The organism is Sphingopyxis lindanitolerans, from assembly GCF_002993885.1.
Taxonomy (GTDB): Bacteria; Pseudomonadota; Alphaproteobacteria; order Sphingomonadales; family Sphingomonadaceae; genus Sphingopyxis; species Sphingopyxis lindanitolerans.
In genome coordinates this window covers 1,238,999-1,252,514 of sequence record NZ_CM009578.1, presented here as the reverse complement: position 1 = coordinate 1,252,514, position 13,516 = coordinate 1,238,999, and the positions used below count along the sequence as shown (strand labels likewise).

The 13,516-nt window shown below is 66.6% G+C and carries 13 protein-coding genes; 12 read left to right on the top strand and 1 reads right to left on the bottom strand.

Features of this window, described 5'->3' with window-relative positions:
• The first annotated feature begins 70 nt into the window (after positions 1–70).
• The 7 genes from CVO77_RS06000 (at position 71) to pnp (ending at position 6,000) form a co-directional block, all read left to right on the top strand.
• Positions 71–502, top strand: a complete 432-nt coding sequence (locus CVO77_RS06000) for an RrF2 family transcriptional regulator (protein ID WP_105998328.1) — start codon at positions 71–73, stop codon at positions 500–502.
• A 54-nt stretch (positions 503–556) separates the two neighbouring features.
• Positions 557–1,171 carry a thymidine kinase gene (locus CVO77_RS05995; protein ID WP_105998327.1) on the top strand — a complete coding sequence of 205 codons (615 nt, stop codon included), beginning with the start codon at positions 557–559 and terminating at the stop codon, positions 1,169–1,171.
• Entirely contained in the window at positions 1,164–1,700 is a 537-nt protein-coding gene (locus tag CVO77_RS05990; RefSeq protein WP_105998326.1) for a GNAT family N-acetyltransferase, read from the top strand. The genes CVO77_RS05995 and CVO77_RS05990 overlap by 8 nt, the downstream gene beginning before the upstream one ends.
• Positions 1,701–1,772: 72 nt before the next feature.
• Positions 1,773–2,195: a DUF6491 family protein gene (locus CVO77_RS05985; protein WP_242446116.1), complete on the top strand. Its 423-nt coding sequence runs from the start codon at positions 1,773–1,775 to the stop codon at positions 2,193–2,195.
• A gap of 31 nt (positions 2,196–2,226) precedes the next feature.
• Positions 2,227–3,186 carry a tRNA pseudouridine(55) synthase TruB gene (truB, locus tag CVO77_RS05980; RefSeq protein WP_105998325.1) on the top strand — a complete coding sequence of 320 codons (960 nt, stop codon included), beginning with the start codon at positions 2,227–2,229 and terminating at the stop codon, positions 3,184–3,186.
• A 26-nt stretch (positions 3,187–3,212) separates the two neighbouring features.
• Positions 3,213–3,482: a 30S ribosomal protein S15 gene (gene rpsO, locus CVO77_RS05975; protein ID WP_105998324.1), complete on the top strand. Its 270-nt coding sequence runs from the start codon at positions 3,213–3,215 to the stop codon at positions 3,480–3,482.
• A gap of 193 nt (positions 3,483–3,675) precedes the next feature.
• Positions 3,676–6,000, top strand: a complete 2,325-nt coding sequence (gene pnp / locus CVO77_RS05970; protein ID WP_105998323.1) for a polyribonucleotide nucleotidyltransferase — start codon at positions 3,676–3,678, stop codon at positions 5,998–6,000.
• 422 nt (positions 6,001–6,422) lie between these two features.
• Here the strand turns inward: pnp and CVO77_RS05965 are convergent, their stop codons facing one another.
• Positions 6,423–6,863, bottom strand: coding sequence for a hypothetical protein (locus CVO77_RS05965; protein ID WP_146130829.1), 441 nt, complete (start codon positions 6,861–6,863; stop codon positions 6,423–6,425).
• A 188-nt stretch (positions 6,864–7,051) separates the two neighbouring features.
• On the opposite strand from CVO77_RS05965, the gene CVO77_RS05960 reads away from it, so the two are divergent.
• From CVO77_RS05960 to ligA, 5 genes are all read left to right on the top strand, one after another.
• Positions 7,052–7,747, top strand: coding sequence for a peptidylprolyl isomerase (locus tag CVO77_RS05960; protein ID WP_106000676.1), 696 nt, complete (start codon positions 7,052–7,054; stop codon positions 7,745–7,747).
• A gap of 85 nt (positions 7,748–7,832) precedes the next feature.
• Complete coding sequence (locus CVO77_RS05955) at positions 7,833–8,627, top strand: outer membrane protein assembly factor BamD (RefSeq protein ID WP_105998321.1); 795 nt, start codon at positions 7,833–7,835, stop codon at positions 8,625–8,627.
• Between the two features lie 137 nt (positions 8,628–8,764).
• Positions 8,765–10,432, top strand: a complete 1,668-nt coding sequence (gene recN / locus CVO77_RS05950) for a DNA repair protein RecN (protein ID WP_105998320.1) — start codon at positions 8,765–8,767, stop codon at positions 10,430–10,432.
• 136 nt (positions 10,433–10,568) lie between these two features.
• Positions 10,569–11,255 (top strand): GNAT family N-acetyltransferase, encoded by a 687-nt coding sequence (locus CVO77_RS05945; protein WP_242446115.1) that lies wholly within the window; start codon positions 10,569–10,571, stop codon positions 11,253–11,255.
• Positions 11,256–11,294: 39 nt separating this feature from the next.
• On the top strand, positions 11,295–13,490 hold the full coding sequence (ligA, locus tag CVO77_RS05940) for an NAD-dependent DNA ligase LigA (RefSeq protein WP_105998319.1): 2,196 nt from the start codon (positions 11,295–11,297) through the stop codon (positions 13,488–13,490).
• Positions 13,491–13,516: the final 26 nt, after the last annotated feature.

Genomic DNA, 13,516 nt, shown 5'->3' with positions numbered 1-13,516 from the left:
TCTATTCTAGTATCTGAGATACCTATTTAAGTGGGTTGCCGCAAAAAGCAATATCTAATATACCACTTTAATGCGATTAAGCCTGCACAGCGATTATGCCCTGCGCATTCTGATGGCGCTATCCGCCAGCGGCCGCCAGATGTCGGTCGACGAGATCGCGGGCCAATATGGCATTTCGCGCAACCACCTCGCCAAGGTCGCGCAGCGGCTTCAGGCCCTGGGCTATGTCAGCGCGCAGCGCGGGCGCGGCGGCGGATTGACGCTGGCGCGCGATGCCGACGCGGTGATCGTCGGCACGGTGGTGCGCGAGTTCGAGAATCTGGAGGGGCTGGTCGAATGTATGGCCCCCGCGACCTCGACCTGCCCGGTGTGCGGCGTCTGCGGCTTGCAGGGCGCGCTCGGCGGGGCGCTCGCGGCCTTTCTGACGCATCTCGACGGCTATACGCTCATCGATCTGGTGCCGCAGCCCGCGCGCTTTCGGGCGCGGCTCGGGGTTCCCTGATCTTCGCCCGATTCCGATTGCGCACCGCGCCGCCATGGCGGTATCGCTCCCGCCATGGCCAAGCTCTATTTCTATTATGCCAGCATGAACGCGGGCAAGTCGACGACGCTGCTGCAGGCGGATTTCAACTATCGCGAGCGTGGGATGGAGACGATGCTGTGGACCGCGTCGCTCGACGATCGCTATGGCGCCGGACAGATCACCAGCCGTATCGGCCTGCTTGCCGAAGCGCATAAATTCGATCCCGACAGCGATCTGTGGGCGGCGGTGGAGGCCGAGAACGCCGAGCGTCCGCTCGCCTGCGTCCTCGTCGACGAGGCGCAATTCCTGTCGCGCGATCAGGTGCTCGATCTCGCGCGGCTCGCCGACGAGGCGAATATCCCGGTGCTCTGCTATGGCCTCCGCACCGATTTCGCGGCGAACCTGTTTCCCGGCTCGGCGGCGCTGCTCGGGCTCGCCGACGCGCTCGTCGAACTGAAGGCGGTGTGCGAATGCGGGCGCAAGGCGACGATGAACCTGCGCGTCGACGAACGCGGCCGCGCGGTGGTCGAGGGCGCGCAGACCGAGATCGGCGGCAACGACCGCTATGTCGCGATGTGCCGGCGCCATTTCATGGAAAAGCGGCGCGTGGCGGCGGAGGCGCCAAGGGAGGTGGGCGCCGATGCGTGACACGCTCTATGTCGAACGCGCCGACGGCGACCTGCGGCTCGTCAAACTCGCCGAGGTGCATCACGAGGCGCTGCGCGCCGCCTGCGCGGCCGATGCCGACATCTGGCCGATCTATTCGTCGAGCTTCGACCCCGCGCATTTCGACACCAGTTTCGCGGCGCTGCTCGTCAATCCGGTCCGCATGCCCTATGCGGTGTTCGCGGGCGACCGGCTCGTCGGCATGACCGCTTATCTGCGCCCCGACTGGTCGGCGCAGACGATCGAGATCGGGGGCAGCTATCTCCACCCCGACGTTCGCGGCACCGGGCTCAATGGGAAGCTCAAGCGGCTGATGATCGACCATGCCTTTGCCGTCGGCATCCGCCGCATCGAATTTCGTATCGACGAACGCAACGCGCGCAGCCAGGCGGCGGTGGCCAAGCTCGGCTGCGTCAAGGAGGGCGTGCTGCGGGCCGAACGGATCACCTGGACCGGCTTCGTGCGCGACACCGGGCTCTGGTCGTTGCTTGCCGAGGAATGGAAGGGATAGGTCAGCGCGGGTTCAGACTCGATCGGCTATTGCGGGCCTCAGGTCGGGGATATCCTGTCCGAAGGACTCGACATGAAACAGAAACTCGCACTCTCCCTGGCCGCTGCCTTGCTTTCCCTTTCGGCAAATGCGGCGGCCGCCGAGCCCGCGGCGCCGCGGGCGCTCGGCGTCGAAACCGGAATCACCTTCCCGAGCAACGCGACGATTCGCACCTTCCAGGCCGACGGTGACGACGGCGTCTGGATTCAGGACAGTCGCCGCAACTGGTATTATGCCACATTTTTCAGCCCTTGCCGCAACATCGATTTCGCGCAGGCGATCGGGGTTGATACGCGCGGCCTGTCGCGGCTCGACAAATATGCGACGATCCTTGTGCGCGGCGACCGCTGCGCGCTGTCCTCCTTCGTGACCTCGGCGCCGCCGCCGACCAAGAAGGAACGCAAGGCGGCCGAGCAAGCCGCCAAGGCCGCGGCCGAGGCCGACAAGCCGAATTGACAAGCGCCCCGCGCGCCAGCAGGGGCGCGGGATGAACGGTTGGATCATCCTCGACAAGCCCCAAGGGCTCGGCTCGACCCAGGCGGTCGGCGCGGTGAAGCGCGTCTGCCGCGAGGCGGGGCTGGGCAAGGTCAAGGTCGGCCATGGCGGCACGCTCGACCCGCTCGCTTGCGGGGTGCTGCCGATCGCGCTCGGCGAGGCGACCAAGCTGTGCGGGCGGATGCTCGATGCGAGCAAAATCTATGATTTCACGGTCAGCTTCGGCACCGAGACCGCGGGCCTCGACGCCGAGGGCGAGGTGGTGGCGACGAGCGATGTGCGGCCGACGCTTGCCGAGATCAAGGCCGTCCTGCCGCGCTTCACCGGGCCGATCGAACAGGTGCCGCCGGCTTATTCGGCGATCAAGATCGACGGCCAGCGCGCTTATGATCGCGCGCGTGCGGGCGAAAATGTGGAGATGAAGGCGCGAGGGGTGACCATCCACGCTCTTCGTCACCCCGGACTTGATCCGGAGTCCCGCTCAGCAACGTCGATAAGCGGGACTCCGGATCAAGTCCGGGGTAAGGAGGTGGAAGGGGAGGGGCTTCAAGAGATCACCCTCACCGCCCATGTCTCGAAAGGGACCTATATCCGCAGCCTCGCGCGCGACATTGCGCGCGCGGTCGGCAGCGTCGGCCATGTCACGATGCTCCGCCGCACCAGGGCGGGGCCGTTCGATCTCAGCCAGGCGATTTCGCTGGACAAATTGAACGCTTTCGGTCAAGGCGCCGCCCAATCAGAAATCATTCTGCCGCTCGAGGCAGGGCTGGTCGACATCCCGGCTCTGAACCTTTCCCCGGAAGCGGCAGGGGCGATCCGTCAGGGTCGTGTCTGGACCGGGGTAAGCGCGGATGACGGGCTCTATTGGGGAAGGGACAGCGAAATGCGTCCTGTCGCCCTGATCGAGGCTTTGGCGGGAACGCTGAAAGTCGTGCGTGGCTTCAATCTGTAAACTAAGGATGTTCGAGGAAAAAGACTATGTCGATTACCGCTGAGCGCAAAGCCGAAGTCATCAAGGACAATGCCCGTGACAAGGGCGATACCGGTTCGCCGGAAGTCCAGGTCGCGATCCTGACCGACCGCATCAACACGCTGACCGCGCACTTCAAGGCGCACCACAAGGACAACCACAGCCGCCGCGGGCTGCTGATGATGGTCAACAAGCGCCGCAGCCTCCTCGACTATCTTCGCAAGAAGGACGAGGGCCGCTATCAGGCGCTCATCGCGAAGCTGGGTCTTCGTAAATAAGAATTTCTGGCGGCCCCGGACTTCCGGGGCCGCTGTCATATTGGTCGCCCGCATATGTGCGCGACCACAGGGCCGCTCCCGCATCCGGCGGGACCGCCACAGGGGCATCAAAGCGCCCCGCACCGCCCCGGGCCGGATTGCCCGGAACTAGAGGCCCCGCCCGGCATAGGGCTCGGCGGGCGAAGGAAATCTCATGTTTGACGTGAAAAAAGTATCGATCGAGTGGGGCGGTGAAACGCTGACCCTCGAAACGGGCAAGGTTGCCCGCCAAGCCGACGGCGCGGTTGTCGCGACGCTGGGCGAAACGATGGTGTTGGCTGCCGTGACCGCCGCAAAGACGGTCAAGGAAGGGCAGGATTTCTTCCCGCTCACCGTCCACTATCAGGAAAAATATTCGGGCGCGGGCCGCATCCCCGGCGGTTTCTTCAAGCGCGAACGCGGCGCGACCGAAAAGGAAACCCTAGTTTCGCGTTTGACTGATCGTCCGATCCGTCCGCTGTTCCCCGAAGGTTTCTACAACGAAATCAATGTCATTGCTCAGGTTCTGAGCTATGACGGCCATAACGAGCCCGACATTTTGGCGATGATCGCCGCGTCGGCCGCGCTCACCATCTCGGGCGTGCCCTTCATGGGTCCGATCGGCGCCGCGCGCGTCGGTTACCTCGATGGCGAATATATCCTCAACCCGACCGACGAGCAGGTTGCCGAAGGCGACCTCGACCTGGTCGTCGCCGCCACCTACGACGCGGTGATGATGGTCGAATCCGAAGCGAACGAGCTGTCGGAAGAGGTCATGCTCGGCGCCGTGCTGTTCGCGCACGATGCGTGCAAGGACATCGTCAAGGCGATCGTCAAGCTCGCCGAACAGGCCGCCAAGGATCCCTGGGACATGGCCGAGCAGGCCGACCTGTCGGCCGCGAAGGACAAGCTGAAGAAGCTGATCGGCAAGGACATCACCGCCGCTTACAAGCTGACCGACAAATCGGCCCGCTCGAACGCGCTGAACGCGGCGCGCGCTGCCGCCAAGGCGGCGTTCGCCGACGCCGCGCCGCAGGATCAGATGGCTGCCGGCAAGCTGGTCAAGAAGCTCGAAGCCGAAATCGTTCGCGGTGCTATCCTCAAGGACGGCAAGCGCATCGACGGCCGCACGACGACGCAGATTCGTCCGATCGTCGCCGAAACGCACTTCCTGCCCCGCGCCCACGGCTCGGCGCTGTTCACCCGCGGTGAAACGCAGACGATCGCGACCTGCACCCTGGGCACCAAGGAAAGCGAACAGATGATCGACGGCCTCAATGGCCTGTCCTACTCGAACTTCATGCTGCACTATAACTTCCCGCCCTATTCGGTCGGCGAAGTCGGTCGCTTCGGGGCGCCCAGCCGCCGCGACATCGGCCATGGCAAGCTCGCCTGGCGCGCGCTGCACGCGGTGCTGCCGACGAAGGACGAGTTTCCCTACACGATCCGCATCACCAGCGACATCACCGAGTCGAACGGCTCGTCGTCGATGGCGTCGGTTTGCGGCGGCAGCCTCGCGATGATGGACGCCGGCGTGCCGATCAAGCGCCCGGTTTCGGGCATCGCGATGGGTCTGATCCTCGAAGGCAAGGATTTCGCGATCCTGTCGGACATCCTGGGCGATGAAGATCATCTCGGCGACATGGACTTCAAGGTCGCGGGCACGTCTGAGGGCATCACCACGATGCAGATGGACATCAAGATCGCGGGCATCACGCGCGAGATCTTCGAGGCCGCGCTGAACCAGGCGAAGGAAGGCCGCGCGCACATCCTCGGCGAAATGGCGAAGGCGCTGGGCGAAGCCCGCACCGAGCTGTCGGACTATGCTCCGCGCATCGAAACGATGCAGATCGACAAGTCGAAGATCCGCGACATCATCGGCACCGGCGGCAAGGTGATCCGCGAGATCGTCGCGACCACCGGCGCCAAGGTCGACATCGACGACGAAGGCCTGATCAAGATTTCGTCGAGCGATCCGGCGCAGATCGAAGCCGCCCGCAAGTGGATTTCGGGCATCGTCGAGGAAGCTGAAGTCGGCAAGATTTATGACGGCAAGGTCGTCAATCTCGTCGATTTCGGGGCGTTCGTGAATTTCATGGGCGGCAAGGACGGTCTCGTCCACGTCAGCGAAATCGCCAACGAGCGCGTCGAGAAGGTCTCGGACGTCCTGAGCGAAGGCCAGGAAGTCAAGGTCAAGGTGCTCGAGATCGACCCGCGCGGCAAGGTCCGCCTGTCGATGCGCGTTGTCGATCAGGAAACAGGCGAGGAACTCGAAGACACCCGCCCGCCGCGCGAACCGCGCAGCGATCGCGGTCCGCGCCGTGACGGCGGTGACCGCGGCGACCGCGGTGATCGTGGTCCGCGTGGCGGCGGCGGCGGTCGTGACCGTGGCCCGCGCCGTGACGGCGGCGGCGAAGCGCGCGGCGATCGTGGCCCGCGCCGCGAACGCAACGAAGGTCCGGAAGACCAGGGCCATGTGCCCGACTTCCTGAAGGACTAAGCTTCTTCACCGATCGGAATAAGAAAGGGGCCGCGAAAGCGGCCCCTTTTTTTGGCGATCATGCGTCTGCAAACGCATGGTCGATTTCGAGATTTGCGCCAGTTTCCCACAACCTCGTCGTGCTGAACTCGTTTCAGCATCCATGGCCGGACCTTCCGCTTGGCGCCTAGGGCGGATCGACATTCAGCCCTGACGGCCTGCAAATGCTGGTTTTCCGTGCTTCCGGTGCTCACGTACTTTTAGTACGCTGCGCTCCGGGTCACGGAAAACCACCATTTTCGTCTCGTCATCATCTGAATGTCGATCGGCCCTAGTTTCCTTCGAGGGCGGGCCATGGCCCGGAAACAAGTTCAGGGTGACGAAGAATGGGAAGAATGGAAGGACGGTCAAAGCCGTTTGCAAACGCTCGGTACGCCCGCTCCTTACGGGCAATAGACGTCGCGCATCGCGTCCATCAATACGACCAGCGTCTGCGCGACGGGCAGCGCGCGCGGCTCCTCGGCGACGTCGGTCGCCTTGGCCAGATTGCCGCGGACCTGCTTCAGCTCCTTGCATTCGCTCTTTTTCGCGGCGAGGGTGGTGTTGCCGTCCGCCAGATGAGCGAACAGACGGCCATAGACGCGGCACACGCCGATCAATTGCTGCCCCCAATAGGGGAATTGGAACCCCTGACCGATCACCGTGCCCGTCACCCCGTTGCACGCGCTTTCGAGCTGGTCGGGGTTCACCGCCCTGACCGCCAGGACGATTCGTTCGCCGCGGTCGGCCCAATTGTGCCACCCCGCCGCCTTGTCGGCCGCCGCCGCCGGCATGGCCGCCCCTGCCAGCATCAGCATCGCCGCCGCCCGCAAGGCCATAGGCATGATTCGAACCACCATCATCATCTCCCCGAAAGAAGGATCGCCTTGCCACGCCTGCGCCCGGCGGCCTTGTCGATTCCCGACAGCAGGGTTGGCCGCGCCGGGAGAGGCCCGATCAAGCGGCGGCTTGGCGCGGCCGCCGCCAGCGTCTAGCCTTGCCCCGACCATAGTCCGCGCAGAGGAATGCCATGATGTTCGAGATGCTGCTTCTGTCCCTCGCCGCCGCGGCGCAGGTGGTTCCGCCGCAGGCGACGCAATTGCCGCCGCCGCCGCCCGCGGTGCCCGCGCCCGTCACCGCGCCGGTCGAGGTCGACGCGCGGCCCTATGTCGAGATCGTCACCGACGCGGGCAAGATGGTGGTGCGGCTCGAAACCGCGCGCGCGCCGGTGACCGCCGCCAATTTCCTGCGCTATGTCGATAGCAAGCGGATGAACGGGTTCAAATTCTATCGCACGACGCGAAGCTGGGGCGCGGGCAATGCGCTGGTTCAGGGCGGCAATCGCGGCGACGCGCGGCTGAACTTTCCGCCGATCGCGCACGAAGCGACCAATGTCACCGGCCTCACCCACTGCAAGGGGGCGCTGTCGATGGCGCGGCTCGCGCCGGGCGATGCGACGAGCGATTTCTTCATCCTGCTTTCCGACATCCCCGGCTTCGACGCCGATCCGTCGGCGAGCGGCGATCGGGCCGGTTTCGCGGTGTTCGGCGAGCTTGTGTCGGGATTCGACGTCGCGGAGAATATCTATGCCGCGCCGGTCTCGCCGACCAAGGGTGAGGGGGTGATGGTCGGCCAGATGCTCGACCCCGAGGTTCGGATCGTCTCGGCGCGCCGCATCCCCGCGCCCGCCGACGCGCCGCAGGGGTGCGTGGTGAAGGCCGCGAACTGATCGGCATCGCCCCCGCCCGCGCGAAGGCGACGAAACGCATGATCATTTATTTTGCGTTCATCCGCGCTGTGGCTATACCGCGCGCATGACTCAGCGCATCTCCCCTCGTGCCGCCGCGCGCCTGCTCGCCGCCGCTCTCGTGATTTCGCCGATGCTGGCGGCCTGTGCCGGGGGTTCGGGCGTCAAGAAGGACACGCGCTACGTCGCGCGCGACGTGAACACGCTCTATCGCGCGGCGCAGGACCGGCTCGACCGCAAGCAGTACAAGCTCGCCGCGGCGCTGTTCGACGAGGTCGAGCGCCAGCATCCCTATTCGCCCTGGGCGCGCCGGGCGCAGCTCATGAGCAGCTTTTCCTATTATATGGACCGCGAATATACCCCCGCGATCGAGGCGGCGCAGCGCTTTCTCTCGATCCATCCGGGCAACAAGGACGCGCCCTATGCCTATTATCTGATCGCTCTTTCCTATTATGAGCAGATCAGCGACGTCACCCGCGACCAGAAGATCACGCAGCAGGCGCAGAATGCGCTGGGCGAAGTGATCCGCCGCTATCCCGACAGCCGCTATGCCGCCGATGCGCGCTTGAAGATCGACCTGGTGCAGGACCATCTCGCGGGCAAGGAGATGGAGATCGGCCGTTTCTATGAGCGTAGCTCGAACTGGCTCGCCGCCTCGATCCGCTTTCGCGAAGTGACCCAGAAATTCCAGACGACGAGCCACACGCCCGAGGCGCTCTATCGCCTGACCGAATGCTACCTCGCGCTCGGCATTCCCGAAGAGGCAAAGAAATCGGCCGCGGTGCTGGGCGCCAACTATCCGGGCAGCAAATGGTACGAGCGCGCCTTCAAGCTGATGCAGAAGAACGCGCCGAGCGCCTGATTCGGACAAAGCGTCGCCCCCGCGCAGACGGGGGCCGCTGGCAGTATGGCGCAAGGCCGATAGCGGCCTCTGCTTTCGCGGGGGACGACGCATATTCCCGAATAGATTCGCATTTTGTTCTGGGTTAAGAGCGGCCCATGCTGACGGCGCTGTCCATCGCCAATATCGTTCTGATCGAACGGCTCGACCTTGATTTCGAGGCCGGGCTGGGCGTGCTGACCGGAGAGACGGGGGCGGGCAAGTCGATCCTGCTCGACGCGCTGGGGCTGGCGCTCGGGATGCGCGCCGACAGCGCGCTGGTGCGGCAAGGCGCCGACAAGGCGCAGGTGACCGCCAGCTTCACCCCGCCCGCACCCGGCACCTCGCTCGCCGCGCTGCTCGCCGACAATGAGATCGCGCTGGAGGCAGGCGAACCGCTGCTGATCCGCCGCGCGCTCAAAACCGACGGCGGCAGCCGCGCCTTCCTGAACGACCAACCCTGCTCGGCGGCGCTGCTGCGCGAGGTTGGCGGATATCTGGTCGAAATCCACGGCCAGCACGACGATCGCGGCCTGCTCGTGCCCGCCGGGCATCGCGCGCTGCTCGACGCCTATGCGCGCGCCGACACCGCGGCGGTTGCGGCCGCCCACGGCGCGTGGCGCGGCGCCGAGGCGAGATTGGAAGCGGCGAAGGCGGCGATTTCGGAGGCGGAGCGCGACCGCGAATGGCTCGAACATTGCGTCGCCGAACTTCGCGTGCTCGATCCGCGGCCGGGCGAGGACGCCGAACTCGCCGAGGCGCGCGCGACGATGCAGAAGGGGGAGAGGATCGCCGGCGATCTCGGCACGATCCTCGAAGCGTTCGAGGGTAGCGACGGCGGCCCGGCGCGGCTGCGCGGTGCGGCGCGGCGGCTCGACCGGCTCGCGGGCGACCATGCCTTGCTCGCCGAGGCGCTGGCGAGCCTCGATCGCGCGATCATCGACGCCGACGAGGCCGAGACGAAATTGCACGAGGCGGCGCGCGCGCTCGAATATGATCCCGACCGGCTGGAGGCGGCCGAGACGCGGCTGTTCGAACTGCGCGCGATGGCGCGCAAGCACGGGGTTCAGCCCGACGCGCTCGCCGAACTGACCGGTGACCTTGCCGCGCGGCTCGACGCGATCGAGGGCGGCAGCGCGGGGCTGGCAAAGCTCGAAGCGGCGGTTGCGGAGACGGCGGCCGCCTACACCCATGCCGCGACGGCGCTATCCGACCAGCGCCGCAAGGCCGCGGCGCGGCTCGACGCGGCGGTGGCGGGCGAACTGGCGCCGCTGAGGCTCGACGCGGCGCGCTTCCAGACGCTCGTCGAACGCCTTCCCGCCGAGCGCTGGGGCGCCGAGGGGATGGACCGCGTCGAATATCTGATCGCCACCAACCCCGGCGCGCCCTTCGCGCCGCTGGCGAAGATCGCGAGCGGCGGCGAATTGTCGCGCTTCATCCTCGCGCTCAAGGTCGCGTTGGCCGAAGAGGGCGGGGCCGAAACGATCATCTTCGACGAGATCGATCGCGGCGTCGGCGGCGCGGTCGCCTCGGCGATCGGCGAGCGGCTCGCAAGGCTCGCGGGCGCGGGCAAGCAACTCCTCGCGGTCACCCACTCGCCGCAGGTCGCGGCCAAGGGTGCGTCGCACTTCGTCATCGCCAAATCGAGCGAAGGAATCGTCACCCGCACCGGCGTCCGCGCTCTCGACCCCCCCGGCCGCCGCGAGGAAATCGCACGCATGCTCTCGGGTGCCGAAGTAACCGAGGAGGCCAGGGCGCAGGCGGAACGATTGCTGGAGGTGGTGTGAAAACGGTTGCGGATGAAACCCCTTCCTCTTCAGAGGAGGGGCAGCGAGACTTAGGCGCTTGCGCCTTAGTCGCAGCGGGGTGGTGTTCCGCACCGGCGTCCACCACCCCCAACCCCTGCCCTGAAGGGGAGGGGCCTTGATCGGACACCCCCTCGATCGTCCCGTCTGGTCGATGCTCACCGGACGGCAGGCGCATCTGGCCGAGGGCGACAGGCAGGCGGTACGGATCGATCGCGGCTATGGGCCGTTCGCCGCCGCCGCCGACCGGAGCGCCGCGGCGCAGGCGGGGCTCGCGGCGCTGGTTCCGGCGGAGGGCGAATTATGGATCGTCGAGGGCGAGGCCTGGCCGGTGCCGCCGGGCGCGCGCGAAGTGAAGCGGGCGGTGCTCGCGCAGATGGTCGCCGAAGGGCCGCCGCCTGAGGCACGGCCGGGCGAACCCGCGATCGTCGCGCTCGGCGATGCCGACGCCGCCGATATGGCGGCACTGGCCAACCATGCCCGGCCCGGCCCGTGGGGGCCGAAAACCCATCGTTATGGTCCGTTCTTTGGGGTGCGCGAGGACGGCCGCCTGCTCGCGATGGCGGGGCAGCGCATGCTGATGCCTGGCATGGCCGAACTGAGCGGCGTCGCCACGTGGGAAGATTGCCGCGGGCGCGGGCTGGCGCGCGCGCTGATCGGCCATGTCATGCGCGCGATGGCGGCACACGGCGAAACGCCCTTCCTCCACAGCTATGCCGACAATGCGGGGGCGATCGCGCTCTACGAATCGCTCGGCTTCCACATCCGGCGCGAGGTGCAGGTGCTGGCGATCGCCGCGATTTGAGGCTCGCGCAGAACGCAAGCCGGTGGCAAAAGCGCGCGCATGACCGAGATTGAATCGCTCTCCGAAGCCCAGGCCGCCAACGAACTGATGCGGCTCGCGAAGCAGATCGCCCACCACAACCGGCGCTATCATGCCGAGGACGCGCCCGAGATTTCGGACGCCGATTACGACGCGCTCGTCCGCCGCAACACTGCGATCGAAGCGGCCTTCCCGAATCTGGTCCGCGCCGACAGCCCGAACCGCCTGGTCGGCGCGGCGGTCGAGGCGTCGCCGCTCGCCAAGGTCGCCCACGCGCAGCGGATGATGAGCCTCGACAATGCGTTCGCTGCCGAGGATGTCGAGGAATTCGTCGCGCGCGTGCGGCGCTTCCTGAACCTTCCGGGCGATGCCGCGGTCGCGATGACCGCCGAGGACAAGATCGACGGCTTGTCCTGCTCGCTGCGCTACGAAAAGGGCAGGCTGGTGCAGGCCGCGACGCGCGGCGACGGGACGGTGGGCGAGGACGTCACTGCCAATGTGCGGCATATCGCGGATATCCCGCAGACTCTCGTCGCCCCCGCGAAGGCGGGGGCGGCGGGGATTCCCGACGTCTTCGAGATTCGCGGCGAAGTCTATATGTCGAAATCGGATTTTTCGGCGCTCAACGAACGGTTAATGGAGGAGGGGCGGGCGCTCGCCGACCAGCGCGAACAGCCGTTCGATCCCGCCACCGTCCGCCAGTTCGCCAACCCGCGCAACGCCGCCGCGGGATCGCTGCGCCAGAAGGACGCGAGCGTCACCGCGTCGCGCCCGTTGCGCTTCCTCGCGCACGGCTGGGGCGAGGTGAGCGCGCTTCCCGCCGACACCCAGTTCGGCGTGATGAAGGCGATCGAAGGCTGGGGTGTTCCGGTATCGCCGCGGCTCGCGCGCTGCGACAGCGTCGCCGATCTGCTCGCCCATTATGCCGCGATCGAGGCCGGCCGCGCCGACATGACCTATGACATCGACGGCGTCGTCTACAAGGTCGACCGGCTCGACTGGCAGGCGCGGCTGGGCTTCGTCGCCAAGGCGCCGCGCTGGGCGATTGCGCATAAATTCCCCGCCGAACGCGCGCAGACGACGCTCGAGGCGATCGACATCCAGGTTGGCCGCACCGGCAAGCTGACCCCGGTCGGGCGGCTTGTCCCCGTCACCGTCGGCGGCGTCGTCGTCTCGAACGTCACGCTTCATAACCGCGACGAGATCGGCCGCCTCGGTGTCCGGCCCGGCGATCGCGTCGTCATCCAGCGCGCCGGCGACGTGATCCCGCAGGTCGTCGACAATCTGACCCGCGACGAGGATCGCCCTGCCTTTGCCTTTCCCGACCATTGCCCGGTGTGCGGCAGCGAGGCGGTCGCCGAGGAGGGTGAGGTCGATGTGCGCTGCACCGGCGGCCTCATCTGCAACGCCCAGAAATTCGAGCGCCTGCGCCATTTCGTCAGCCGCGGCGCGCTCGATATCGAGGGGCTGGGCGAAAAGAGCATCGCGGAGTTTCTTGAGCTGGGCTGGCTCGACAGGGGCCCGGCCGACATCTTCCGCCTGCAGAATCACCGCGAAGAACTGCTCGGGCGCGAGGGGTGGAAGGAAAAGTCCGTCGACAATCTCTTCGCCGCGATCGAGGCCAAGCGCGCGCCCGATGCCGCGCGGCTGCTGTTCGGGCTTGGTATCCGCCATATCGGCGCGGTGACCGCGCGCGACCTGCTCAAGGGGCTCGGCGACATCGCGCGGCTTCCGGACAAGGCGGCCGAGATGCAGGCCTGGCTCGACGCGAACCCGCAAGGGGAGGGCGAGTCCGACGGCAAATATATGGCGCGCAAGATGGAGGCGATCAAAGCGATCCTGGAGGTTCGCGCCGACGGCATCGGCCCCGCGGTCGCCGAGGCGCTTGGCGACTTTTTCCACGAACCGCACAATCGCGCGCTGTGGGATGATCTTCTCTCCGAAGTGTCGCCACCGCCTTATGTCGTCGAAACCCGCGCCAGCGAGGTGTCGGGGATGACCGTGGTGTTCACCGGCAAGCTCGAGACGATGAGCCGCGACGAGGCGAAGGCGCAGGCCGAGGCGCTGGGCGCCAAGGCCGCGGGGTCGGTGAGCGCCAAGACCGACCTGGTGGTCGCCGGCCCCGGCGCGGGATCGAAACTCAAGCAGGCGAGTGCGCTCGACATCCGCGTGATCGACGAGGCGGAGTGGGCGGCGATCGTGGCGGCGGCGGGCTGATCCTCGCCGTTCGGGGAGGATCATTT